Source organism: Hydrogenophaga sp. UC242_50 (genome assembly GCF_042697355.1).
In the GTDB taxonomy this organism is placed as follows: Bacteria; Pseudomonadota; Gammaproteobacteria; order Burkholderiales; family Burkholderiaceae_C; genus Hydrogenophaga.
Window position 1 is genome coordinate 4,436,907 of the sequence record NZ_CP170553.1, and the last position, 23,121, is coordinate 4,460,027.

Annotated in this window: 17 protein-coding genes and 4 pseudogenes; 11 read left to right on the forward strand and 10 right to left on the reverse strand. The window is 68.8% G+C overall.

Translation table 11 applies throughout. The annotated features are described in order from the left end of the window. Position 1: 1 nt before the first annotated feature. Positions 2–259 (reverse strand): exodeoxyribonuclease VII small subunit, encoded by a 258-nt coding sequence (xseB, locus tag ACFJGX_RS22655; protein WP_382323745.1) that lies wholly within the window; start codon positions 257–259, stop codon positions 2–4. A 300-nt stretch (positions 260–559) separates the two neighbouring features. On the opposite strand from xseB, the gene ACFJGX_RS22660 reads away from it, so the two are divergent. The 5 genes and pseudogenes from ACFJGX_RS22660 to ACFJGX_RS22680 form a co-directional block, all read left to right on the forward strand. Then, positions 560–1,708, forward strand: coding sequence for an aromatic ring-hydroxylating dioxygenase subunit alpha (locus tag ACFJGX_RS22660; protein ID WP_382323744.1), 1,149 nt, complete (start codon positions 560–562; stop codon positions 1,706–1,708). A gap of 46 nt (positions 1,709–1,754) precedes the next feature. Next, a pseudogene (locus ACFJGX_RS22665) lies at positions 1,755–2,646 on the forward strand (DMT family transporter). A 25-nt stretch (positions 2,647–2,671) separates the two neighbouring features. Continuing rightward, positions 2,672–3,529, forward strand: coding sequence for a sulfurtransferase (locus ACFJGX_RS22670; RefSeq protein WP_382323743.1), 858 nt, complete (start codon positions 2,672–2,674; stop codon positions 3,527–3,529). Between the two features lie 689 nt (positions 3,530–4,218). Beyond that, positions 4,219–5,592, forward strand: a pseudogene (locus ACFJGX_RS22675) (PAS domain S-box protein); the annotation flags it as partial. Positions 5,593–5,854: 262 nt separating this feature from the next. Continuing rightward, positions 5,855–5,956: pseudogene (locus tag ACFJGX_RS22680) on the forward strand (hypothetical protein); the annotation flags it as partial. A gap of 187 nt (positions 5,957–6,143) precedes the next feature. Here the strand turns inward: ACFJGX_RS22680 and ACFJGX_RS22685 are convergent. The 3 genes and pseudogenes from ACFJGX_RS22685 to polA all read right to left on the reverse strand — a co-directional run bounded on the left by ACFJGX_RS22685 (position 6,144) and on the right by polA (position 10,846). Then, positions 6,144–6,965: a ZIP family metal transporter gene (locus ACFJGX_RS22685; RefSeq protein ID WP_382327123.1), complete on the reverse strand. Its 822-nt coding sequence runs from the start codon at positions 6,963–6,965 to the stop codon at positions 6,144–6,146. A 63-nt stretch (positions 6,966–7,028) separates the two neighbouring features. Continuing rightward, positions 7,029–7,928 (reverse strand): dienelactone hydrolase family protein, encoded by a 900-nt coding sequence (locus ACFJGX_RS22690; protein WP_382327125.1) that lies wholly within the window; start codon positions 7,926–7,928, stop codon positions 7,029–7,031. A 76-nt stretch (positions 7,929–8,004) separates the two neighbouring features. Beyond that, positions 8,005–10,846 (reverse strand): annotated as a pseudogene (gene polA, locus ACFJGX_RS22695) (DNA polymerase I). Between the two features lie 114 nt (positions 10,847–10,960). Here polA and ACFJGX_RS22700 point away from each other — a divergent pair. From ACFJGX_RS22700 to ACFJGX_RS22710, 3 genes are read left to right on the forward strand one after another with little or no spacing between them, the layout of a single operon-like run. Then, positions 10,961–11,287 (forward strand): hypothetical protein, encoded by a 327-nt coding sequence (locus ACFJGX_RS22700; RefSeq protein ID WP_382159612.1) that lies wholly within the window; start codon positions 10,961–10,963, stop codon positions 11,285–11,287. Positions 11,288–11,300: 13 nt separating this feature from the next. After that, on the forward strand, positions 11,301–12,308 hold the full coding sequence (locus ACFJGX_RS22705; RefSeq protein ID WP_382323740.1) for a homoserine kinase: 1,008 nt from the start codon (positions 11,301–11,303) through the stop codon (positions 12,306–12,308). A 13-nt stretch (positions 12,309–12,321) separates the two neighbouring features. Continuing rightward, positions 12,322–13,101 carry a BPSS1780 family membrane protein gene (locus ACFJGX_RS22710; RefSeq protein ID WP_382323739.1) on the forward strand — a complete coding sequence of 260 codons (780 nt, stop codon included), beginning with the start codon at positions 12,322–12,324 and terminating at the stop codon, positions 13,099–13,101. Here ACFJGX_RS22710 and rarD read toward each other — a convergent pair. Continuing rightward, positions 13,076–13,990, reverse strand: coding sequence for an EamA family transporter RarD (gene rarD, locus ACFJGX_RS22715; protein ID WP_382323738.1), 915 nt, complete (start codon positions 13,988–13,990; stop codon positions 13,076–13,078). The genes ACFJGX_RS22710 and rarD overlap by 26 nt on opposite strands. Before the next feature lie 110 nt (positions 13,991–14,100). Between rarD and ACFJGX_RS22720 the strand changes: the two genes are divergently transcribed. After that, positions 14,101–14,580 (forward strand): Lrp/AsnC family transcriptional regulator, encoded by a 480-nt coding sequence (locus tag ACFJGX_RS22720; protein ID WP_382159624.1) that lies wholly within the window; start codon positions 14,101–14,103, stop codon positions 14,578–14,580. Positions 14,581–14,583: 3 nt separating this feature from the next. After that, positions 14,584–15,702 carry a DUF418 domain-containing protein gene (locus tag ACFJGX_RS22725; RefSeq protein WP_382323737.1) on the forward strand — a complete coding sequence of 373 codons (1,119 nt, stop codon included), beginning with the start codon at positions 14,584–14,586 and terminating at the stop codon, positions 15,700–15,702. 54 nt (positions 15,703–15,756) lie between these two features. Here the strand turns inward: ACFJGX_RS22725 and ACFJGX_RS22730 are convergent, their stop codons facing one another. The 4 genes from ACFJGX_RS22730 to ACFJGX_RS22745 all read right to left on the reverse strand — a co-directional run bounded on the left by ACFJGX_RS22730 (position 15,757) and on the right by ACFJGX_RS22745 (position 21,738). Further along, entirely contained in the window at positions 15,757–18,003 is a 2,247-nt protein-coding gene (locus ACFJGX_RS22730; protein ID WP_382323736.1) for a PhoX family protein, read from the reverse strand. Between the two features lie 116 nt (positions 18,004–18,119). Further along, the gene (locus ACFJGX_RS22735) at positions 18,120–19,358 is read right to left on the reverse strand and encodes a glycosyltransferase family 4 protein (RefSeq protein WP_382327127.1); all 1,239 of its coding nucleotides are present in this window, start codon (positions 19,356–19,358) and stop codon (positions 18,120–18,122) included. A 61-nt stretch (positions 19,359–19,419) separates the two neighbouring features. Beyond that, positions 19,420–20,007: a hypothetical protein gene (locus ACFJGX_RS22740; RefSeq protein WP_382327129.1), complete on the reverse strand. Its 588-nt coding sequence runs from the start codon at positions 20,005–20,007 to the stop codon at positions 19,420–19,422. Between the two features lie 84 nt (positions 20,008–20,091). Next, complete coding sequence (locus ACFJGX_RS22745; RefSeq protein ID WP_382323735.1) at positions 20,092–21,738, reverse strand: aminotransferase class III-fold pyridoxal phosphate-dependent enzyme; 1,647 nt, start codon at positions 21,736–21,738, stop codon at positions 20,092–20,094. A gap of 61 nt (positions 21,739–21,799) precedes the next feature. Here ACFJGX_RS22745 and asd point away from each other — a divergent pair, with 61 nt between their 5' ends. Continuing rightward, positions 21,800–22,696, forward strand: a complete 897-nt coding sequence (gene asd, locus ACFJGX_RS22750) for an archaetidylserine decarboxylase (protein WP_382323734.1) — start codon at positions 21,800–21,802, stop codon at positions 22,694–22,696. Here the strand turns inward: asd and arsC are convergent, their stop codons facing one another. Further along, complete coding sequence (gene arsC, locus ACFJGX_RS22755) at positions 22,697–23,065, reverse strand: arsenate reductase (glutaredoxin) (protein WP_382323733.1); 369 nt, start codon at positions 23,063–23,065, stop codon at positions 22,697–22,699. It lies immediately after the preceding gene. Positions 23,066–23,121 lie beyond the last annotated feature (56 nt).

The window sequence follows — 23,121 nt, forward strand, 5'->3', positions numbered from 1 at the left end:
TTCACGGCGCGTCCCAGGGCTTGAGCGTGCCGCCTTCGAGCACCTTGATCTGGTTTTCCACGTCATCCAGCCGCGAGCGGCAGAACGCGAGCAACTCCGCGCCCCGCTGGTAACGGGTCAGCAACTGGTCCAGCGGCAGTTGTCCGGCATCGAGCTGGGCCACCAGTTGCTCCAGTTCTTCCAGCGCCGCCTCGTAGCTGGCGGGCGCATGGGGAGAAGGGGCCGCACGGGGGGCGCGGGAGGGGGAAGGTGTGGGCATGGATTCTGTGGGCTGAGGCCCTTCGCAAACCGCGGTACTTGCTTCGCCGCGCGGTGGGGCGGGCTGCATGGGCCCGGCCTTGGGGTGCTGAAGATGGCCTGGTGAAACCGGCATTTTATGCCCGGCAGGGATATTCCCCCCCGGGGTACAATCCGCTCTCTTTTTTTCTCCACACCTCTTCACTACGGACAGCCCCTGTCCGGAGGGACGCACCACCCCACCCATCCCGCGCGAATTCGTCTGACGAGCACAGCGCTTACCCTGCCCCTTCATAGGGGGAGTCTCTAGGTCAGGACCACCATGTCTGATTTAAGTCTTCAACTGCAGCAGGCCGCAAGCCAACTTCCGGTTTCCAGCTACTTCAGCGAGGCGCTGTTCCAGCGCGAAAAGGAAACGCTCTTCCAGCGCGGGCCCCGGTATGTGGGGCACCAACTCGCGGTTCCCCATGTGGGGGACTACCACGCACTGCCGCATGAGGCCGGTGGTCGCGCCCTGGTGCGCACCGACAAAGGGGTGGAGCTGGTCTCCAACGTGTGCCGCCACCGCCAGGCCGTCATGCTCAAGGGCCGGGGCAACCTCGGCGAGACCCGCAGCGGCAGCGCCGGCGGCAACATCGTCTGCCCTCTGCACCGCTGGACCTACAGTGGCACGCACGGTGAACAGGCCGGGCGCCTGCTCGGCGCGCCGCACTTCGAGCAGGACCCCTGCCTGAACCTCAACAACTACCCGCTGCGCGAGTGGAACGGTTTGCTGTTCGAGGACAACGGACGCGACGTGCAGGCCGACCTGGCGAACATGGGGCCACGCGCCGCGCTCGACTTCGAGGGCATGGTGCTCGACCACGTGGAGCTGCACGAGTGCAACTACAACTGGAAGACCTTCATCGAGGTCTATCTGGAGGACTACCACGTCGCCCCCTTCCACCCGGGCCTGGGTGGTTTCGTCACCTGCGAAGATCTGCGCTGGGAGTTCAAGCCGGCGTACTCGGTGCAGACCGTGGGCCCGGCCAACCTGCTGGGCAAGGCCGGCAGCCCGGTCTACCAGCGCTGGCACGAGCAGCTGATGCAGTACCGCCAGGGCAAGATGCCCGAACACGGCGCGATCTGGCTCACCTACTACCCGCACATCATGGTGGAGTGGTACCCGCACGTGCTCACGGTCTCGACCCTGCACCCCGTCAGCGTGGACAAGACCCTCAACATGGTCGAGTTCTACTACCCCGAGGAAATCGCGGCCTTCGAGCGCGAGTTCGTCGAGGCGCAGCGCGCGGCGTACATGGAGACCTGCATCGAGGACGACGAGATCGCCGAACGCATGGACGCCGGGCGCAAGGCCCTGCTCGCGCGTGGCGACAACGAGGTCGGCCCCTATCAGAGCCCGATGGAAGATGGCATGCAGCACTTCCACGAGTGGTACCGCCGCCACATGGCGGGCGCCATCCCGGGCTGACGCCATCGGCACCGGCATGTGCCCTTCGCCCACAGGAGCCTGATCCATGCAGGCCCTGTGGATGCTGCTCGCCTCGCTGTTCTTCGCCTCCATGGGCGTGTGCATCAAGTTCGCGTCCAGCCACTTCAACAGTTTCGAGATCGTCTTCTACCGCGGCGTGGTGGGTGCGATCTTCCTGATCGCGATGACGCGCGTGAACGGCGTGTCGCTGCGCACCAGCATGCCCATGATGCATGTCTGGCGCAGCATTGTCGGCACGATCTCGCTCACCGCCTGGTTCTTCGCCATCGCCGCCCTGCCCCTGGCCACGGCCATGACGCTGAACTACATGAGCAGCGTGTGGATCGCCACCTTCCTGCTCGGTGGCGCCCTGCTCATGCAGGGGCGCAACGCCCCCATCCGCGAGCAGGGCCCCTTGTTCCTCACGGTGCTCATGGGCTTTGGCGGCGTCGCCATGATGCTGCGCCCCACGCTGGCCGACCACCAGGTGGTGGGCGCGCTGGTGGGCCTGCTCTCGGGCATCTTCGCGGCCTTCGCCTACCTGCAGGTGGCCGCGCTCTCGCGCGCCGGGGAGCCCGAGAGCCGCACCGTCTTCTACTTCTCGATCGGCGCCGTGCTCGCCGGCGGAATCGGCATGCTGTTCGCGGGCGTGAGCCCCTGGCATTGGCCCAGCGCCCTGTGGCTGCTGCCCATCGGCCTGCTGGCGTTGTTCGGCCAGCTCTGCATGACGCGCGCCTACTCGCGCGGCGCGACCATGGTGGTGGCGCAACCTGCAGTACTCGGGCATCGTGATCGCCGGCATCTACGGCATCGTCTTCTTCGGCGACCAGCTGCCGCTGATGGGCTGGCTGGGCATGGCGCTGATCATCGTCAGCGGCATCACCGCCACCGTGCTGCGCACCCGCACCGTGCCGAATGCACCCGCGGAAGAACACTGAGGGGCATCTGCCCCACAATGCGCGCATGCACACGACCCTGATCTCCGCACCCGAACTCCAGCAACTCATCGCCCGTGGCGCCCCGTTGCGCATCTTTGACTGCAGTTACGAGCTGATGAAGCCCGAGGCAGGCCTGGCCCAGTTCGAGGCCGAGCACCTCCCGGGCTCGGTGCACGTGCACCTGGAGCACCACCTGAGCGACAAGTCCGGCCCCGACCGCGCCAGCGGCGGGCGCCACCCGCTGCCCTCGCGCGCCACCTTCGCCGCCCGCCTGGGCCAGCTGGGCCTGGACAACAGCCAGCAGGTGGTGGTACTGGACCGCCAGGCCATCACCACCAGCGGTCGCCTGTGGTGGATGCTCAAGTGGTGCGGCCACGAGGCCGTGGCCGTGCTGGACGGCGGGCTGGCGGCCTGGAAGGCGGCCGGCGGTGCCGTGGAAAGCGGTCCCGCGAACCCTCCGAAGCCAGCGGTCTTCGAACTGCGCGAGCCGCTGGTGCAGACCGTGAGCACGGCGGACATCGCCGGCGCGCTCGGGCGCCCCGCCATGACCCTGATCGACGCCCGCGCAGGTGCGCGCTTTCGCGGCGAGACCGAGCCGCTGGATCCGGTGGCCGGCCACATCCCCGGCGCGCTCAACCGCCCTTTCGGTGACAACGCGGCGCCGGACGGTCGCTTCAAGCCCGCGGCCGAACTGCGTGCCGAGTTCGACCGCCTGCTCGCCGGCCGCGACCCCGCCACCGTGGTGCACCACTGCGGCAGCGGCGTGAGCGCCGTGCCCAACCTGCTGGCCATGGAAATCGCCGGCCTGGGCCGCGCGAAGCTCTACCCGGGCAGCTGGAGCGAGTGGTGCAACACGCCGGGCCTGCCCACGGCGCAGGGCTGACAGCGGGCGCCTGCCGACCGACCCCCATGCCTCCGACCTCCTCCCGCCTTCTGGAACCGACGGACCAGACCCCTGCGCCGGACGGCCAGCGCAAGCGGGTGCTGGAGCTGCTGGCGCTGTTGACCGGCATCGCCGCGCTGATCGTGCTGGTGATCGACCTGATGTTCGCCAGCCCGGGGCAGCGCGAAGCCTGGATCGCGGCCTGCCTGGTTCTGGTGTCGGGTGTGGCCTATGCCCTGGTGCGCTGGGACCGCATGCACTACGTGGCCCCCCTGATCGTGATGGGCACACTGGCCACGGCCGTGCTCTCGGTGGTCACCTACGGCTCGGTGCGCACGGCGGTGGGCTTCCTGTTCGTCGCGGCGGTGGCCGGCGCGGGCACCTTCCTCGGGCGCACCGCGCTCATTGCCACGGTCGCGGCGAGCGTGGGCGCGCTCGGTGTGCTGACGCTGGCCGAGGTCAATGGCTGGTTCAGCGCGACGCCCTATTTCGAAGTCGGCCTGCGCGTGTGGATCACGCACTCGGCCACCGTGATCGTGGTGGGCGTGATGGTCTATCACAGCGGGCGCCAGTTGCGCGAGGCGTTCGACCGGCAGAAGGCCGAGCTGGAGCTGCGCAAGAAAACCGAGCACCAGCGCGACCTCAACCTGGAGCGTTTCGCCCGCATCTTCCGCACCAGTCCCAGCCCCATGATCGCGCAGTCGGCCCGTTCCGGGATGATCCTGGACGTCAACCCCGCTTTCGAGCGCTGCTACGGCTACACCCGCGACCAGGCCCTGGGCCGACCCGACAGCTTCCTGTGGGCGGATCCCGAACAGCGGGAGACGTACCTGGCCGCCCTGTTCGCCGCGCGGCGCGCCGAACAGTACCCCGCGCGCGGCCAGCGCGCGGACGGCAGCACCTTCGAAGGCCTGGTCTCCAGCGAGATGGGCGACGACCGCGAAGACAAGCTGGTCATCACCACCATCAGCGATGTGAGCGCCCAGAACGAGGTCATGGAGCGGCTGCGCCGCTCCGAGGAGCGCTTCGCCAAGGCCTTCCATTTCAGCCCGCTGAACATGACGATCTCGCGCCTCTCGGACGGCGCCATCATCGAGGTCAACCGCGCGCAGGACCGCGCGCAGGGCCTGCTGCCGGAAGAGATCAGGGGCAAGACCTCGGTGGAGATCGGCGCCTGGCTGACCCCCAAGGACCGGGAAGCCTTCGTGGAACAGCTGCTGTGCGAAGGCCACATCGACGGCTACGAAACCCGCATGCGCCACAAGGACGGCTCGCTGGTGGACACCCGGATCTGGGCCGAGCTGCTGGACATCGACGGCGAGCCCTGCATCCTGGCCTGCACCGTCAGCATCACCGCCGAGAAGGAGCGCGAGGCGCTGCTGCTCAACGTGGCGCGCGGCGTGGCCGCCGAGACCGGCGAAGCCTTCTTCAGCGCGCTCACGCGCCACCTCTGCGAGGCCATCGGCTCGGACATGGTGGTGGTGGGCGAATGCCGCGACGACGGCCGCGTGCGCAGCCTGGCGATCCGCCAGGACGGGCAGGCCCGGCCCAACTTCACCTTCTCCATCGAAGGCACGCCCTGCGCGCGCTCCCTGCTCCAGCAGGACATGCTCATCTGCACGGACGGCCTGGCGCAGCAGTTCCCCCAGGCCACCAGCCTCATCGAGTCGGGCTGCCAGGCCTACCTGGGCAAGGCCCTGCGCGATGCCGACGGCACCGCCATCGGCGTGATCTTCGCGCTCTGGCGCCAGCCGGTGGAACTGCGCCCGGACACGCAGGCCCTGATCGCCATCTTCGCCGGCCGGGCCAATTCGGAGCTGGTGCGCCTGCGCCGCGATCGCGAGATCCAGCGCCTCAACGAGACGCTGGAGCACCGCGTGCGCGAGCGCACCGCCGACCTGCAGCAGCTCAACGCCGAGCTCGATTCGTTCGCGTACTCCGTGTCGCACGACCTCAAGTCACCGCTGCGCGCGATCGACGGCTTCACCCGCCTGCTGGAGGAGGAGGTGGGGCCGCGCCTGAGCGCCGACGAGCGCCAGCTGCTCGACCGGGTGCTCAGTTCCACCCAGCGCATGGGCTCCTTGATCGACGACCTGCTGGCCCTGGCGCGCGTGAGCCAGGGCGTGCTGGCGCAGCAGACCGTGGACCTCAGCGCCATGGTGCAAGGCATCCTGGCGCAGGAGCAGCTCAAGCAACCCGAGCGTGTGATCGAGCAGCGCATCACGCCCGATCTGCGCGCGCATTGCGACCCCCGCCTGGCGCGCATCGTGCTGGAAAACCTGCCTGGCCAACGCGCTCAAGTACAGCCGCACGAAAGACCGCTCGGTGATCGAGTGGGGCCTGCTGCCACCGGTGGGTGGCGAACCCCGGATGTTCTATGTGCGGGACAACGGCGTGGGCTTCGACATGGCCTATGCCGACAAGCTGTTCAAGCCTTTCCAGCGCCTGCACATGCCCAGCGAGTTCGAAGGCACGGGCATCGGCCTGCGCCACGGTGCGGCGCATCATCGAGCGCCATGGCGGCCACATCACCGGCGAAGGGCAACCGGGTGCAGGAGCGCGCTTCTGCTTCTCGTTCGGGGACAGCGTCGCCGGCTAAAGCCGGCCAGTCTGTCTAGTGCGCCAAGCCGCTCACCACGGTCACCAGCGCGATCCCCACCAGCAACCACGCGATCTGCGCCACCGTGGCCGGCAGGCTCAGCCGCTTCTGCAGTTGCGGGATCAGGTCGGCCAGGGCCACGTAGACGAAGCTGCTGGACGCAGCGACCAGGAAATACGGCAGATAGTCCTGCAGCTGCGTGAGCAGGAAATAACCCAGCAGGCCGCCCAGCGCGGTGACCGTGCCCGCCAGCGAGACCTTGACCAGCGCGGCGCGCGAGTTGCGCGAGGTGTGGCGCAGCACCACCAGATCGCCCATGTGGTGCGGCACCTCGTGGGCCAGCACCGCCAGCGCGGCCACCACGCCCAGGCGCATGTCGGCCATGAAGGCCGAGGCGATCAGGATGCCGTCGCCGAAGGCGTGCACGCTGTCGCCGGCCAGCACCGTCCACCCGCCCGAGCGCGGCCCGTGGTCGTGACCGTGGTGGTGATGGCTGTGGCCAGGGTGGTGCGCGTGGTGGTCCTGAGGTTCGTGGTCGAGCAGGGCTTCCTCTTCCTGGCTGTGCTCGTGCCCGTGGTGCCACAGCTCGGCCTTGTCGAGCAGGAAGAAGAACACCAGACCGCCCAGCAGCATCGCGAACAGCTCGTGCGCGCCGGCCTCGCTCTCGAAGGCCTCGGGCAGCAGGTGCATGAAGGCCGTGGCCATCAGCGCCCCCGCCGCCAGGCTGAGCATGTGCTGGGTGTAGCGCGCCAGCATGGCAATGCTCAGCAGGGCCGCCAGCCAGACGCTGCCCACGCCCGCTGCGACGGTGCCGATGAGGATTGCCAACAGGGTCATTTGCTTGTCACCACGAAAAAAGGCCGCCCCAGGGCGGCCTTCGTTGAACGGAGGGTGGCCCGATCAGGCCACGCCGTGCTGCTTGAACCAGGCCAGCGCCCGCTTCCACCCGTCTTCCGCCGCTTCCTTGCGGAAACTCGGCCGGTAGTCGGCGTGAAAGGCGTGCGGTGCGTCCGGATACACCACGAAGGTCGATGCCTTGGCCGCCGCGTTGCCGGCCGCCAGGGCGGCTTTCATCTTATCAACCGTGTCAAGGGGGATGCCGGTGTCCGCGCCGCCGTACAGGCCCAGCACGGGGCCATTGAGCCTGGCCGCCACGTCCACGGGCTGTTTCGGGTTGAGCGGGGTCGCATCGCCCACCAGGCGGCCGTACCAGGCCACGCCGGCCTTCACGGCCGGGTTGTGCGCGGTGTACAGCCAGACCTGGCGCCCACCCCAGCAGAAACCGGTGATGCCCACCTTGCCCGCGTCTCCGCCATTGGCGGCGGCCCACTTCACGGTGGCATCCAGGTCGCCCAGCACCTGCGCATCGGGCACCTTGGAGATCACTTCCGAGATGAGCTTGGCGATTTCGCCATAGCCCTGGGCATCGCCCTGGCGCACGAACAGCTCGGGCGCGATGGCCAGGTAACCGGCCCGGGCGAAGCGGTTGGCGGTGTCGGCGATGTACTCGTGCACGCCAAAGATCTCGGACAGCACCAGCACCACCGGCAGGCCGGTCTTGCCGGCCGGCGCGGCGCGGTAGGCGGGCATCTTGAAGCCGTTGACGTCGATCGTCACCTCGCCCACGGTCAGGCCATCGGTGGGCGTCTTGATCGCCGTCTGCGCCATCAGGGGCAGCGCGGAGGCCGCATAGCCCACGCCGAGCGCGGCTTTCAGGGCGGTCCGGCGGGTGGCACCGTGTTCGGTGGACTGGCCGGGCAGCAAGGCGTCGAGGTCCTGCACGTGTTGTTCTTCGAGCATCGTCGTGTCTCCTTCTTCGGGGGTTGAAAAACTACCTGACTTCGGGGCGCGCCCGAAGTTCAACCGGCGTGAGCGCTCAATGGGCCTTGTCCCAGTTGGGGCCGACGCCGACCTCGGCCAGCAACGGTACTTTCAGCGCGGCCACGCCGGCCATCAGGTGCGGGATCTCGGTCTTCAACCAGTCGACCTCGCCCTCGGGCACCTCGAACACCAGTTCGTCGTGCACCTGCATGATCATCTTCGTGCCCCGGCGCTGTTCGTCCAGCGCCTTCTGCACCGCGACCATGCTGAGCTTGATCAGGTCGGCCGCCGTGCCCTGCATGGGGGCGTTGATGGCCTGCCGCTCCAGCGCCGACAGCTTCGCGCCCTTGGCGTTCTTGATGTCGGGCAGCACCAGGCGCCGGCCGAACACCGTCTCGATGTAACCCACGTCCTTGGCCCGCTGGCGCGTTTCGTCCATGTAGCGCCGCACCCCCTCGAAGCGCTCGAAGTAGCGCGTGATGTAGTTCTTGGCCGCCGTGTTGTCGATGCCCAAGGCCTTGGCCGAGACCGAACGAGCCCATGCCATAGATCAAGCCGAAGTTGATCACCTTGGCGTAGCGGCGCTGCTCGCTGCTGACCTGCGCCGTCTCCACGCCGAATACCTCGGCGGCGGTCGCGCGGTGCACGTCCAGCCCTTCGTGGAAGGCGCGCAGCAGGGCTTCGTCGCCGCTGATGTGGGCCATGATGCGCAGCTCGATCTGCGAGTAGTCGGCGCTGGCGATCACGCTGCCCGCGGGCGCCACGAAAGCCTCGCGCACGCGCCGGCCTTCGGGCGTGCGGATCGGGATGTTCTGCAGGTTGGGGTCGTTGCTGGAGAGCCGCCCGGTCACCGCCACGGCCTGGGCATAGTGCGTGTGCACGCGCCCGGTGCGCGGCAGCGCCATCTGGGCCAGCTTGTCGGTGTAGGTGCCCTTGAGCTTGGACAGGCTGCGGTGCTCCAGGATCTTGGCCGGCAGCGGGTAGTCTTCGGCGAGTTTCTCCAGCACCTCCTCGTCGGTGCTGCGCGCGCCGGTCGCGGTCTTCTTGATGACGGGCAGGCCGAGCTTGTCGAAGAAGATCTCGCCGAGCTGCTTGGGGCTGCCCAGGTTGAAGGGCTGGCCGGCGATGGCGTAGGCCTCCTGCTCCAGCGCCACGATGCGCTGGCCCAGCTCGTTGCTTTGCGCGGCCAGCGTGGGGGCATCGATCAGCACGCCGTTGCGCTCGATGCGGTACAGCGCCTCACTGCTGGCGATCTCGAGTTCGTAGATGAACCGGAGCTTTTCGTCCGCCTGCAGCTGCGGCCACAGCACCCGGTGCACGTCCAGCGTCTGGTCGCTGTCCTCGCACGAGTACTCGGCGGCCTTGGCCACGTCCACCTGCGCGAACGGGATCTGGTGCGCGCCCTTGCCGCACAGGTCTTCGTAGTTGATGCCCTGGCGGCCCAGGTGGCGCTCGGCCAGGCTGGCCAGGCCGTGCGGCTTGTGCACCTCCAGCACGTAGCTCTGCAGCATGGTGTCGTGCACATAGCCCCGCACCTCGATGCCGTGGTTGGCGAACACGTGGCGGTCGTACTTCACGTGCTGGCCGAGCTTGTGCTTCGCCGGGTCTTCCAGCCAGGGTTTGAGCTTGGCCAGCACCTCGTCGAACGGCAGCTGCTCGGGCGCGTCGGGCCCGGCGTGGCGCAGTGGAATGTAGGCGGCCTCGCCCGGCGTCACGCTGAAGCTGATGCCCACGATCTCGGCGCGCATCTCGTCGAGCGAGGTGGTCTCGGTGTCCAGCGCCACCAGTTCGGCCGCCAGCACGCGCTGCAGCCAGCTGTCGAACAGCGCCCAGGTGAGGATGGTGTCGTAGCGCAGGTTGGTGGTGCGCTCGGCGCTGCCGCTCAGGTCGGGTTCGTCGAACAGGCCGGGCGAGCCCTCGTCCGCCGGGCCTTTGGCCTTGGCCTTCGCCTGGCTCTTTTCGATCAGCTCCGGTGGCACGTCGTGCTGCGACAGCGACTTGACCAGACCCTTGAAGCCGTAGGTCTCGCCGAATGCCTTGAGTGCCTCGCTGTCCTGCCCGTTGATCGTGATGGCCTCCAGCGAGGGCAGGCCCTCGATGTGGTCCTTCAGATCGCAATCGGTCTTGATGGTGAGCAGTTCCCGCCCCTTGGGCAGCCACTCGAGCGCGTTGCGCAGGTTCTCGCCCGCCGCGCCCTTGATCTCGCCCGCGCGCGCCACCAGCGCCTCCAGCGAGCCGTATTCCGTCAGCCATTTCACGGCGGTCTTGGGGCCGACCTTGGGCACGCCCGGCACGTTGTCCACCTGATCCCCCACCAGCGTCTGGTAGTCCAGCATCAGGCTGGGCGGCACGCCGAACTCCGCGGTCACGCCGGCCACGTCGCGCCGGCGGTCGTTCATGGTGTCGATCACGGTGATGTGCTCGTTGACCAGCTGGCTCAGGTCCTTGTCGCCGCTGGAGATGATGCAGTCGATGCCCTGCTGCGCGGCCACGTGGGCCAGCGTGCCGATCACGTCGTCGGCCTCCACGCCCGGCACGTCCAGCACTTTCCAGCCCAGCAGCTTCACCACCTCGTGGATCGGGGCGATCTGCGCGCGCAGGTCATCGGGCATGGGCGAGCGGTTGGCCTTGTACTCGGGGTACAGCGCGTCGCGGAAGGTCGGGCCCTTGGCGTCGAAAACGCAGGCGGCGTAGTCGGCGCGCACGTCCTTGCGCAGCTTCTGCATCATGTTGATCATGATGCGGATGGCGCCGGTTTTCAGGACCGTGCCATCGGGCAAGGTGGTGCTCATGGCCTCACCGCCGGCGAAGAACGCGCGGTACAGGTAGCTGGAGCCGTCGACCAGCAGCAGGGTCTTCTGGCCGGTGGGGGTGTCGGGGGTTTGGGCGTCGGGCATGGGGCGATTGTGGCGGAGATCGCGCCCCGCCCCGCCGGTCCGCGGCCCGTATCCGACGGTAACCGGCTTCCCCCTGCCGGCAGCGCACCCGGCCCGGCTTGCCTACAATGCCGCATGAACCCGATCCACCGCCATCCCCTTGCCGCCCTCGTGGCCGGCCTGTGCATTGCCCTGCCTGCCCTGGCCCAGGTGGCCCCGGCGGAAACCCCGCGCGAGCCCGCCTCGCCGCGCGACAACATCGAGCGCATCACGCACGAGGACAAACTCACCCGCATCGACGAGCTGCGCGTGGGCGGCCAGACGCAGAGCATCGAGGTGCAGCCCAAGAACGGCGCCCCGGCCTACCAGATCCAGCCCGACAACGGCCAGACCGGCGCGGGCGACAGCGGCAAGCGCACCGGCAGCGCCGGGCGCAGCAGCTGGCGCATCCTGAATTTCTGAGCGTTCCCGCCACATGGCCGTTTACACCGAAGTCGCGTTCGACGAAGCCGCTGCCCTCCTGCACACCCTCCAACTGGGCGACCTCACGGACCTCAAGGGCATCCAGGGTGGCATTGAAAACACCAACTATTTCGTGACCAGCGAGCGCGACGGCGCCACGCTGGAGCATGTGCTCACCGTGTTCGAGCGCCTGGGCTTCGAGCAGTTGCCGTTCTACCTGCACCTCATGAAGTTCCTCGCCGAGCGGGGCATTCCGGTGCCCGCACCGGCGGCCAACGCCCAGGGCGAGATCCTGCTCAAGGTGCAGGGCAAGCCGGCCGCCGTGGTGGCCAGGCTGCGCGGCAAGAGCGATCTGGCCCCCGGCGTGGCGCAATGCGAGGCGGTGGGCGCCATGCTCGCGCGCATGCACCTGGCCGGGCGCGAGTTCTCCATGAGCCAGCCCAACCTGCGTGGCCTGCCCTGGTGGAACGAGACGGCGCCGGTGGTGCTGCCCTTCCTCACCCCCAGCCAGGCCGATCTGCTGCGCTCGGAACTGGCCTACCAGAACCACGTGGCCCAGGGCCCCGCCTACGCGGCCCTGCCGCGCGGCCCGGTGCACGCCGACCTGTTCCGCGACAACGCCCTGTTCGAGGACGGTGTGCTCACCGGCATCTTCGACTTCTATTTCGCCGGCTGCGACACCTTCCTGTTCGACATCGCCGTCTGCCTCAACGACTGGTGCGTGCTGCACGACGAGGACCACGACGGCTCGCTGGACACGCCGCGCTCGCTCGCCCTGCTCGCGGCCTACCAGGCGGTGCGCCCCCTCACGGCGGCCGAGCGCAGCCTGCTGCCCGCGCTGCTGCGCGCGGGCGCCCTGCGCTTCTGGATCTCCCGCCTGTGGGACCTGCACCTGCCGCGCGAAGCGGCGCTGCTGCAGCCCCACGACCCCGGCCACTTCGAGCGCGTGCTGCGCGCCCGGGTGCGCGACACCCCCGCCCTGGCGGCCCTGGTGCGCGACGACGCGCTGCAGTCCGCCTGAGCCCGCCCCCTGCATGAAACTCCACATCGTTCCCGCCCGCACCGGCTTCCAATGGGTCAAGCTCGGAGCGCAGACCTTCTTCCGCCAGCCTCTGGCGATGGCGGGCCTGTTCTTCATGTTCATGGCCACGGTCTCGGTGCTGTCGCTGGTGCCGGTCATCGGCACCCTGCTCTCGCTCGCGCTGGTGCCGGCGGCCACGCTGGGCCTCATGGCCGCCAGCCGCGAGGCCCAGCAGGGCCGCTTCCCGATGCCGACCACCATGGTGACGGCCTTTCGCGCCGGGCCGGCGAACACCCGGTCCATGCTCATCCTGGGCGCGATGTACGCCGCCGCCCTGATGCTGGTGTTCGGCGTGGGCGCGCTGTTCGCGCCCGACGTGGCGCCGGCGGTGGAGTTGCCCGATGGCGAGGTCACGCCCGAACGGGTGCGCGCCATGTTCAACAACCCGGGCCTGTGGGCCGCGCTGGTGCTGTACGTGCCGGTGGTCATGGCCTTCTGGCACGCGCCCGCGCTGGTGCACTGGCACAAGGTGACGCCGCTCAAGAGCCTGTTCTTCAGCCTGATGGCCTGCTGGGCCAACAAGGGCGCCATGCTGCTCTACGGCCTGGGCTGGATGGCCGTGATCATGATGGCCGGCGTGGTGATGAACCTGCTGGCCGTGCTGCTGGGCGGCACCGCCCTGCTCAACCTGGTGATCTACCCCATGGTGCTGCTGCTGGCGGCCATGTTCCACACCTCGATCTGGTTCACCGTGCGCGACAGCTTCGTCACCGAGGAAGGGCCTGCGGCCTGAGGGCGCGCAGGCTCAGCAGGCCTTCGCAGGCCAGCAGCCCGATCGCGGCCCAGATGCTGCCGTAGGTGAGCCACTGGCTCTGCGCGATGCGCTCGCCCAGCAGCAGCGACACCACCACCAGCAGCGCCGGCTCCACATAGCTCAGCAGGCCGAACAGGCCCAGCTTGAGGCGCTGGTTGGCCGTGATCATGAAGGCCAGCGCCACCGCGCTGAGCACGCCCAGCACGAGGATGCCCAGCACCGGGTGCCGCAGCGCGCCTGCGCCCTCGGGCAGCGGCGCGGCGATGAACCACAGCCCCACCGGCAGGCTCAGCACCATGTCGAACCACATGCCGCCCAGGTGGTTGGTGCGCAGCACGCGCCGCAGCGCGAAATAGCAGGGGTAGCCCAGCGCCACCACGAAGGCCGGCCAGGACACCCGGGGCGCGTACAGCAGCTCGTTCACCACCCCCAGCGCGGCCAGCGCGCAGGCCACCAGCTGCCAGCGCGTGATGCGCTCGCCGAAACACACGCGACCGGTGAGCACCAGGGTCAGCGGCAGCAGGAAATAGCCCAGCGACACGTCCAGCCCATGGCCGTTGATGGGCGCCCACATGAACAGCCACAGCTGCACGCCCAGCAGCGCGGACGACAGCAGCATGGCCAGCCAGAGCACCGGGCGCTCGCGCAGGCGTTGCCAGAGCTCGGTGATCTCCGCGCCTCGCCGCGACAGCAGGATGAAGGCGCCCAGGAAAGGCGCGGTCAGCAGGATGCGCCAACCATAGATGCCGGCACCCCCCAGCGGCGCGAGCAGCGTGGCGTGGAAGTACATCAACGCGAACAGGACCGAGGCGGTGAGGGAGTAGGCGACGCCGGATGCCGTGTCGGCGGGACTGGAGGAGGAGGTCATCGGGACAAAGCGGTATCGGCTGGAACACGAAATGCTATTTCCATTCAGCGCATTCAGATTCGATAATTCGCGCCTTCAACGCAACGTTATTGCAAGCTGGACGCACCGCCATGACCGCCCCCGCCCCGCTGGACGCCTTCGACCGCCAACTCATCGCCCTGCTTCAGGAAGACTGCCGGATGCCGCAGGCCGAACTGGGCGCGCGCGTGCACCTGTCCGCCGCCGCGGTGAACCGCCGCATCAAGCGCCTGACCGAGCAGGGCGTGATCGAACGTTTTGCCGCGCAGGTGCGGCCCGAGGCCCTGGGCTACCCGCTCACCATCGTGGTGGAGGTGCAGGTGGAGAACGAGCGCATGGACCTGCTGGACGCCATGAAGCAGGCCTTCCTGCGCTGCCCCTTCATCCAGCAGTGTTACTACGTCGCCGGTGAATGCGATTTCGTGCTGATCTTCGCGGTGCGCGACATGGGCCACTACACCGAGCTCACGCGAGAGCTGTTCTTCGAGAACCACAACGTGAAGCGCTTCAAGACCCTGGTCACCATGGGCCGGCTCAAGACCGGCACGCAGATGCCGGTCGACGGGGCCTGAGCCATGCCCCCCCACAACCTCCAACGCCCCCGGGAGACGCTGCCGGACGCCCTGCGCGCCCTCGCCCTGATCTCGGTGCTGGTGGTCAACGCCATCGGCTACGCCTCCGCGCCCTGGGGGCCGACCCTGGGCTTTCGCACCCCGCCCGACAGCGCCTGGGCCTCGGTGACCCAGGGCCTCGTGGCCGCCCTGCTGCACGGCAAGGGCTACACCACGCTGGCCTTCGTCTTCGGCATGGCGCTCTGGCTCGCCGCCCGAGGCCGCCCCAGGGCCGAAGCGCTGCAGCGCGGCCAGCGGCGCCAGCGCCGCCTGCTGCAGCTGGGCATCTTCCACGGCGCGTTCCTCTACTTCGGCGACATCCTCACGCTCTACGCCCTGGTCGGCCTGCCGTTGCTGCGCCGCCTGCACCTGCCCTGGGGCGCGTTCCGCCGCCACCTCTGGCGCGCACTGGGCTGGGCGGTGCTGGCCAAGCTGGTGTTGCTGGGGTTCATCCTGGTGGCCGCCGACAGCCCGGCCCGGGCAGACACGCCCTCGCTCTCGACCGTCCAGGGCGCCTGGGCCTTCTTCCAGCTCAACGCCGGCTTCTACGCGGTGATCCAGATCGTGGCCCTGATCGTCGGCGGGCCGGTGATGTACCTGTGCATGGTGGGCGGGGTGGCCGCGGCGCGCCTGCGGCTGCTGACCCACCGCCGATGGCGGCCGCTGTGGCGGCGCGGGCTGCGGCTGGCCGGCCCGCCCTTGCTCGTGCTGAGCATCGCCTATGGCTGGGCCTGGGCGGCGCACGACGCGGCGACGGACATCAACCCCTGGATCGAGGCGCTCGGCGACCTGATCGCGCTGCCCGTGGCCGCTTGCTACCTCGCGGTCGTGGTCCTGGCGTCCGATGGGGGCCGGGCGCGCTGGTGCGGGTGGCTCGCCCCGCTCGGGCAGCGCACCCTCACGCTGTATGTGGGCCACAGCGCCCTTTGCCTGGTGCTGCTCTCGGGCGCGGGCTGGGCGCTGGCGCCCACGACGCTGCAGACCGTGCTGGGCTGCCTGGGCCTGTGGCTGCTGGCCCTGGCGGCGGCCCGGCTCAGCGGCCGCCGGCGATGGCCGCTGGAGGCGTGGCTGGCTCACCGCTGACGCACAAAAAAAGCCCGGCAGAGCCGGGCTTTTTTCTTCAGTCGCCCGAAGGCGTCAGAGGCCGATCACGCCGCCGTCGGTGCGGGTGATGACGATGGTGGCCGAACGCGGGCGGCCCAGCGGGCCGTAAGGCGCGCTGGGCGAGTTGCCCGGCCACTGGCTCTGGAAAGCGAACGGACCGGCGCCCAGCGCGGGCGTGTTCTCGCCCGGGTGCTGGATGTTCACGAAGATCGCGCGGCCGTCGGCCGACTCGGTGATGCCCGTGACTTCCGCGCCCTTGGGCGAGACCATGAAGCGGCGCAGCTTGGCCTCCCCCAGCGCGGCGCCGATGAAGGTGTTCTGCGTGCCGTTGACACCGCCCAGGCTGTTGTTCACCGTGATCGCACTGCCATCGCCCACCGCGCCCGGAATCGCGGCCAGCAGCATGCAGTTGCTCTGGTCGGTGTAGGCGCCGTCGTCGGTCTGGATCCAGCAGATGCCGGTGGCCTTGCTGAACCACAGGCCGTCGGGCGACGAGAAGTCGTTCTTCGCGGTCAGGCCCGAGAGGTTGATGTTCGCGCCCGCATCGGCTTCCGCGCCGAACAGGAAGATGTCCCACTTGAAGGAGGTGGCCGAGGACGCGCCGGCGGTTTCCTTGAAGCGCACGATGTGGCCGTTGGGGTTGCCGGTCTGTGCGCGACCGTCGTTGTCGGCGTACGAACGCGGGTTGGCGCCGTTGGTGCCGGTCACCGGACGGCTGGCCGCGTTGCTGTTGGTCATGGTGAAGTAGATCTCGCCATTGGCCGGGTTCACCGCGCCCCACTCCGGGCGGTCCATCTTGGTGGCGCCGACGGCGTCGGCGGCGTGGCGCGCGTTGATCAGCACGTCGGCCTGGTTGGCGAAGACGTAGGTGGCGTAGCCGCTGATCAGCGGGTTGGCGATGTTGAGCTCGATCCACTCGCCGCTGCCGTTGTCGTTGAACTTCGCGACGTACAGCTTGCCTTCGTTGAGGTAGCGGTCACCGGCGGCCATGCCACCGCCCACGTCGGAAGCGCGCCACACGGCGGCGGAGACGAACTTGTAGATGTACTCGTTGCGCGAATCGCAACCCATGTAGAAGGCCAGCGGCTGGCCGACCACCGGAATGCCACAGACCGCGGCCTCGTGCGCGAAGCGGCCCAGGGCCACGCGTTTGGCGGGCGTGCCGCTGGTCAGCGGGTCGATCTCGACGATGTAGCCGAAGGTGTTGGGCTCGTTGCGGAAGTCCTGCGCGGCGGTGGCGCCGGGTGCCGACACGTCCCAGCGGCCGAAGCGGTTGTCGGTGGCGGCCGTGGCGGTGTTGGACCAGCCTTGCGAGCCGGCGGTGGCGCCGGCATTGGGCGCGCGCATCACGCCATAACGCAGGCGCGAGGCCTTGGTCTTGGCGTCCACGTCCACCGAACCACCGGGCATGAAGAAATAGGCAGCCCAGTTTTCTTCGCAAGCCAGGTAGGTGCCCCAGGGCGTCTTGCCGTGGCCGCAGTTGTTCAGCGTGCCGCGCGAGGTGGCGCCGGTGGTGTCGTAGGCCGTCACCATGAAGCTCTTGATGGCCGCCAGGTGCGCGGCCGGGCCGTCGATGCGCATGAGCGACTGGCCGGTGACGCGGCGGTTGTAGAGCGAGTCCAGCTTGTATTCCCACTGGCCAGCGCCGTTCTTGCCCACTTCCACCACCGACACGCCGTGGTGGTTGATTTCCTTGAGCACTTCCAGCTCGGGCCGCACGCCCAGGTCCCAGCTGTCGAACTGGCTGAACTTCTTGCCCGCCACGCCGCCCGAGGTCTGGCCGCTGGGGTGGAAGAAGTGCGCATCGGCCGAGCTCTCGTGGTTCATCACGAGCAGCGCGCGCGTGGTCTCTGTGGCCGAGTAGTTGCCGCTGCCGTTGACGTAGAACAGGTCCATGCCGTCGTGGTGGTCGCCCACGCGCATGGTCCATTCGTCGGTCTCGGTACCGAGGTTGGTGTAAGCCGGGATGCTGGAGACCAGGCGGTCACCGGTGGCGTGCACCACCTTGTAGGTGTAGCCGGCGGGCAGGATCACGTCGTCGAGCAGGCTCTTGTCGATGGCCGTGAAGCCCAGGCCCGGGGCCGGAGCGGGTGCGGGGGCCGGAGCGGGCGCATCGCTGCCGCCACCACACGCGGCCAGGAAGGGAATGGACGAGACGGCGGCCAGGCCCACGCCACCGCGGATCAGGTTGCGGCGGGACAGCGTGGCGCGTTCCAGCACCTGCTGGAAGTGTTCGTTCGGGGAGTCGTTGAGGTTTTCTTCGGGATCGTGGTGGGACATGGTCGCTCCGGGGTTACAAAAAAATGCATCCGCAGTGTGTGTGTCCCACATGACCCTTCCGTGACTGTCGCAATGACCGAGCAACGCGCTTCGGCAAACGCGTTGTCATCAAGCCTTCACACGGCGGGCAAGGTGTGGCGACGCGCGGCGACCACCGGGCTCGCCGGCGTGCCCAGCGTCTGCAGGAACAGCGCCTCCACCTGCAGCGCGATCTGCTGCCAGTCGAGCTGCGCCACCTGGGCGCACGCGAGCGTGCTGGCCTGCGCCAGGCGCGCGGGATCGCGCGCCAGGCCGGCGGCCAGGGCCGGGTAGGCCTCGTCGTCGCCCAGCGGCACCAGCCAGCCGTTGGCCTCGTGCCGCACCCAGTCGGCCGCGGCCGCGGTGTCGAAGGCCAGCACGGGCAGCCCGCTGGCCAGGGCCTCGATGGTCACGTTGCCGAAGGTCTCGGTGACGCTGGGGAACAGGAAGAGATCGGCCGAGGCGTAGTACGTGGCCAGTTCCTCGTGCCGCCGCATGCCCGCGAACACCGCCTGCGGACAGCGCTGGCGCAGGCTCTCGCGCAAAGGCCCGTCGCCCACGAAGACCAGCTTCACATCGGGGTGGGCCGCCTGCATCGCCTCGAAGGCGCGCAGCACCATGTCCAGGTTCTTCTCGGCGGCCAGGCGCCCCACGACCAGCAGCACCAGGCTGTTGGCGGTGGCGCCCCATTGCGCGCGCAACGCCTCGCTGCGGCGGTCGGGCCGGAACAGCTGCGTGTCCACGCCGCGCGCGACCACCTGCACGTTGTTGAAGCCCCCTGCCATGAGTTCGGCGCGCAGCGCCTGGGTGGGCACCATGGTGAGCCGCGTGAGGTTGTGGAACTTGCGCAGATAGGCCACGATGGGCTTGCGCAGCCAGCCCACGCCGTAGTGCTGGCTGTAGGCATGGAAGTTGGTGCGGAAGTCGGACGTGACCGGCAGGCGCAGGCGGCGCGCGGCCTGCAGCGCCGACCAGCCCAGCGGCCCTTCGGTGGCGATGTGCACCAGGTCGGGCCGCTTGAGCGTCCAGGCCTGGATCAGCGCGCGCTTGCCCGGCAGGCCGAGCTTGAGCTCGGGGTAACGCGGGATCGGCATGCCGCGCATCAGCAATTCCTCGAAACCGGTGTGCTGCAGCGCCTCGTCCGCCCGCGTCTGGCGCGGCCGGATCAGCTGCACCTGGTGGTTGCGCGCGCACAGGCCCTGCACCAGCTTCGAGAGCGTGAGCGAGACGCCATTGATTTCGGGCGGCCAGGTCTCGGTCACCACCGACAGGCGCATCGAGGGGCTGCTGGCCGGGTATTCCTCCACCAGGATCTGATCTAAGTGCACTTCGGTCATGCGGCCATCTTCCCGGGGCATTGCAACAGTCTGATGACAGCGCGCGGCTGTCACCGGGTTTTCACACGCGCGAACCAACATGACAGGCGTTTGACGCCACCCCTAGCAACCCTCTGGAGCCACCGTGAACGATTTTTTCAAGACCCTTGAAGTCCAGCGCTGGGACGACCACCGCTATTACCACCACAGCCGCATCAACCAGACGCTGCACTTCATCAGCGCCATGAGCTTCGTGGTGGCTTATGCCCTGCTGTGGACCGACCCCGTGCTGTCGGCGCTGATCGCCTGGCTCGTGTCCATGACCAGCCGCCAGGCCGGCCATTTCTTCTTCGAGCCCAAGGGCTACGACCACGTGAACCAGGCCACGCACGAACACAAGGAAGAGATCAAGGTCGGTTACAACCTGCGCCGCAAGGTGGTGCTGATGGCCCTGTGGGCCGGCACGCCGCTGCTGGTGTGGGCCGCTCCCGGCGTGTTCGGCCTGTTCGAGCCGCACACGGACGGCATGTCGTTCATCCGCCAGGTGGGCGCGCTGTGGCTCGCGCTGGGCGTGGGCGGCCTGCTGTTCCGCACCGTGCACCTGTTCTTCATCGCTGACGTGAAGACCGGCCTGGTGTGGATGACCAAGATCCTCACCGACCCGTTCCACGACATCAAGCTGTACTACAAGGCGCCGCTGTACCTGATGCGCGGCCAGCTGATCGACCCGGCATCGCCCAGCGCAGCTGAGCCCTCAGCGCCCCAGGTGCTGCCACATCTCGCGCAGCACCTGGCGCCGGATCGCCTTGTGCGTCAGTTCCGGCGCGCGCCACCACCAACCCTGGGTCTGCATGTCCCGCGCGGCGGCCACGAAGCGCCGCAGCACCTCCTCGAAGTCGCCGTCGTGCAGGTTCAAACCGAAGATCAGCCGCCCCGTGCCCACCCAGCTCAAGGCCAGCCCATGCCAGCGCAGGAAGTACTGGAGCATCCAGTGGTAACGACCGGGTTCGGTGTAGGTGAGCGTCCAGATGCTCTGCAGGTTCGCCGCGCGCACCGGGAAGCCCTCGGCGGCCATGGTGTCGTTGAAGCGCTTCGCGCGCGCGTCCCACTTCGTGTCCTGGTCCTCGTACAAGGCCTGGATCTCCGGCGTCTGCAGGCGGCGCAGGAAGGCGTTCATGCCACCCATCACGTAGGGGTGCGCGTTGAAGGTGCCGCGCGCGAAGCACACGTCGGCCGGGCGCTCGGGCCGAAAGCGCTTCATCAGATCGGCCCGGCCGCAGACCACGCCCACGGGGTAGCCCCCGGCCAGCGTCTTGCCGTAGGTGACCAGGTCGGCGCGCACACCGAAGTATTGCTGCGCGCCACCGGGCGCGAGGCGAAAGCCCAGGAAGACCTCATCGAAGATCAGCACGATGCCGCGCTCGGTGCAGACCTCGCGCAGTTGTTTCAGCCACGCGGTGTAGGCCGCGCGGTCGTAGCCCGCGCTGCGGCTGCCGTCCACCAGGGTGGAGTCGCCGGGCGCGTTGCGGTTCGGGTGCAGGGCTTGCAGCGGGTTGACCAGCACGCAGGCGATGTCGCGCCGCGTGCGCAGCACCTGCAGGCTTTTCTCGTCCATGTCCTTCAGGGTGTAGGTCTCGCGCGGCGGCATCGGGTTGCCGGGGCCGGGCTGCACGTCTTCCCACCAGCCGTGGTACGCGCCGCAGAAGCGCACCAGGTTCTTGCGCCGCGTGTGGTAGCGGGCCAGCCGCACGGCCTGCATCACCGCCTCGGTGCCCGACATGTGGAACGACACCTGGTCCTGGCCCGAGATCGCCTTCAGGCGCGCGATGTTGTCCGCCACGCAGGGGTGGTAGGCGCCGAGCACCGGGCCCAGCGACTCGCCGATGCGCGCGCCCTCGGCCATGCAGGCCTTGTAGAAGTCCACGCCGAACACGTTGACGCCGTAGGAGCCCGTGAGGTCGATGAAGCGGTTGCCGTCCAGGTCGGTCACGTGGCTGCCCTCGGCGGACTGCACGAAGGCGCCCACCTTGAGCCGCTCGCGCACGATGGGGCTGAACTGGAAGGGCACGCGGTAACTGCCGGTGAACTGCAGGTCGGCCAGGCCTTCGCGCGCTTCGGCGCTCAGCGCCAGGGTCTTCTCGTAGCGCTGGGCGAAGCCGGCGGCGAGCGTGTCGAACGAGGCGCGGCGCAGCTTGGCGATGTCGCCCGGCGCGCCATCGCAATCGAAGAAACGCGCCTCGTCGTAGGCGTAGCCGGGCAACCAGGTCGCCAGGCGCTTGGCGATGCGCGAATGGCCGGCCAGCGAGCGGTGTTTGGCCCGCGAAAGCTGCAGGCGCTGCCGCAGGTACGGCAGGGCCAGCACCAGCGAACCCAGGGGCAAGGCGTAAGGAAGGTAGGACATGCGGCAAGCGCTCCAGGGCGGTTGATGTGTGTCGTTTGTAGGTCTCCCACATGACGCACGTATGAATCTTTCAAGACAGCTGCAGCGCCTCGCGCTCAACGAAGACATCAACTTCCTGCTCACCAACCGCGTGCCGCGCGCGGCGCTCACGCGCTTCATGGGCTGGTTCAGCCGCATCCGCCACCCCTGGGTGCGCGACGCTTCCATGGCGGTGTGGCGCACCTTCACCGACATCGACCTGAGCGAGGCGAAGAAGACCTCGTTCCACAGCCTGCACGACTGCTTCGTGCGCGAACTCAAGCCAGGCCTGCGGCCGGTCGACCCGAGCCCCGAGGTGCTGGCCAGCCCCTGCGACGCCATCGTGGGCGCCTGCGGGCGCATCGGCGACGACCCGGGCGCCCAGGTGTTCCAGGCCAAGGGCTTCCCATACCCGCTCACCGACCTGCTGGGCCCCGATCCGCGCGCGCGCGCCATGATCGACACACTGCGCGGCGGCAGCTATGTCACCTTACGACTCACCTCCAGCATGTACCACCGCTTCCACGCGCCCGCCGCGCTGGCGCTGGAGCACGTGACCTACCACAGCGGCGACACCTGGAACGTGAACCCCATCGCGCTCCAACGCATCGAGCGCCTGTTCTGCAAGAACGAGCGCGCCGCGCTGCACGCGCGCCTGGCCGACGGCACGCCGCTGCTGCTGGTGCCGGTGGCCGCCATCTTGGTGGCCAGCATGCGGCTGCGCGCGGTGGACGTGGCGCTCAACGCGCAATACCGGGGGCCGCACGAGCTGCCCTGCGACGCGCGCTACGACAAGGGCGAGGAGATGGGCTGGTTCGAACACGGTTCGACCATCCTGGTGTTCACGCCACCGGGCTTCGCCCTGTGCGAGGGCGTGGACACGGGCCACCGCATCCGCATGGGCGAAGCCCTGCTGCGGCGCGCGGCGGCTGCCGGCTGATCAGGCCGGCGGCAGGATCTCGAGCACGGTCTCGGCCGGGCGGCACACGCGCGTGCCCAGCGGCGTGACCACGATGGGCCGGTTCAGCAGGATGGGATGCTGCTCCATGAAGTCGAGCAACTGCTCGTCGCTCCACTTCGGATCGGCCAGACCGAGTTCTTCGTAAGGCGCGGCCTTGGTGCGCACGATGGTGCGCACCGAACCGCCCGTGGCCGCCGCGAGCTGCTTCAGGGTCTGGCGGCTGGGCGGGGTCTTGAGGTACTCGATGACCTGCGGCTCCAGGCCGCGCTCGCGGATCAGGGCGAGCGTGTTGCGCGAAGTCCCGCAGGCGGGGTTGTGAAAGAGGGTGATGGGGGTGGTCGTGTTCATGGCTGTCACGGAATTTTCACACGTCTTGCACATGATGCGCCGGTACCCCCCACCCC

Bases quoted from the DNA above. Each gene is read 5' to 3' on its own strand.
- ACFJGX_RS22685 (WP_382327123.1), bottom strand. From the start codon at position 6,965: ATGACCCTGTTGGCAATCCTCATCGGCACCGTCGCAGCGGGCGTGGGC.
- ACFJGX_RS22670 (WP_382323743.1), top strand. From the start codon at position 2,672: ATGCACACGACCCTGATCTCCGCACCCGAACTCCAGCAACTCATCGCC.
- asd (WP_382323734.1), top strand. From the start codon at position 21,800: ATGAATCTTTCAAGACAGCTGCAGCGCCTCGCGCTCAACGAAGACATC.
- ACFJGX_RS22735 (WP_382327127.1), bottom strand. From the start codon at position 19,358: ATGACCGAAGTGCACTTAGATCAGATCCTGGTGGAGGAATACCCGGCC.
- ACFJGX_RS22725 (WP_382323737.1), top strand. From the start codon at position 14,584: ATGCCCCCCCACAACCTCCAACGCCCCCGGGAGACGCTGCCGGACGCC.
- rarD (WP_382323738.1), bottom strand. From the start codon at position 13,990: ATGACCTCCTCCTCCAGTCCCGCCGACACGGCATCCGGCGTCGCCTAC.
- ACFJGX_RS22730 (WP_382323736.1), bottom strand. From the start codon at position 18,003: ATGTCCCACCACGATCCCGAAGAAAACCTCAACGACTCCCCGAACGAA.
- ACFJGX_RS22720 (WP_382159624.1), top strand. From the start codon at position 14,101: ATGACCGCCCCCGCCCCGCTGGACGCCTTCGACCGCCAACTCATCGCC.
- ACFJGX_RS22660 (WP_382323744.1), top strand. From the start codon at position 560: ATGTCTGATTTAAGTCTTCAACTGCAGCAGGCCGCAAGCCAACTTCCG.
- ACFJGX_RS22705 (WP_382323740.1), top strand. From the start codon at position 11,301: ATGGCCGTTTACACCGAAGTCGCGTTCGACGAAGCCGCTGCCCTCCTG.
- arsC (WP_382323733.1), bottom strand. From the start codon at position 23,065: ATGAACACGACCACCCCCATCACCCTCTTTCACAACCCCGCCTGCGGG.
- ACFJGX_RS22700 (WP_382159612.1), top strand. From the start codon at position 10,961: ATGAACCCGATCCACCGCCATCCCCTTGCCGCCCTCGTGGCCGGCCTG.
- ACFJGX_RS22690 (WP_382327125.1), bottom strand. From the start codon at position 7,928: ATGCTCGAAGAACAACACGTGCAGGACCTCGACGCCTTGCTGCCCGGC.
- xseB (WP_382323745.1), bottom strand. From the start codon at position 259: ATGCCCACACCTTCCCCCTCCCGCGCCCCCCGTGCGGCCCCTTCTCCC.
- ACFJGX_RS22710 (WP_382323739.1), top strand. From the start codon at position 12,322: ATGAAACTCCACATCGTTCCCGCCCGCACCGGCTTCCAATGGGTCAAG.
- ACFJGX_RS22745 (WP_382323735.1), bottom strand. From the start codon at position 21,738: ATGTCCTACCTTCCTTACGCCTTGCCCCTGGGTTCGCTGGTGCTGGCC.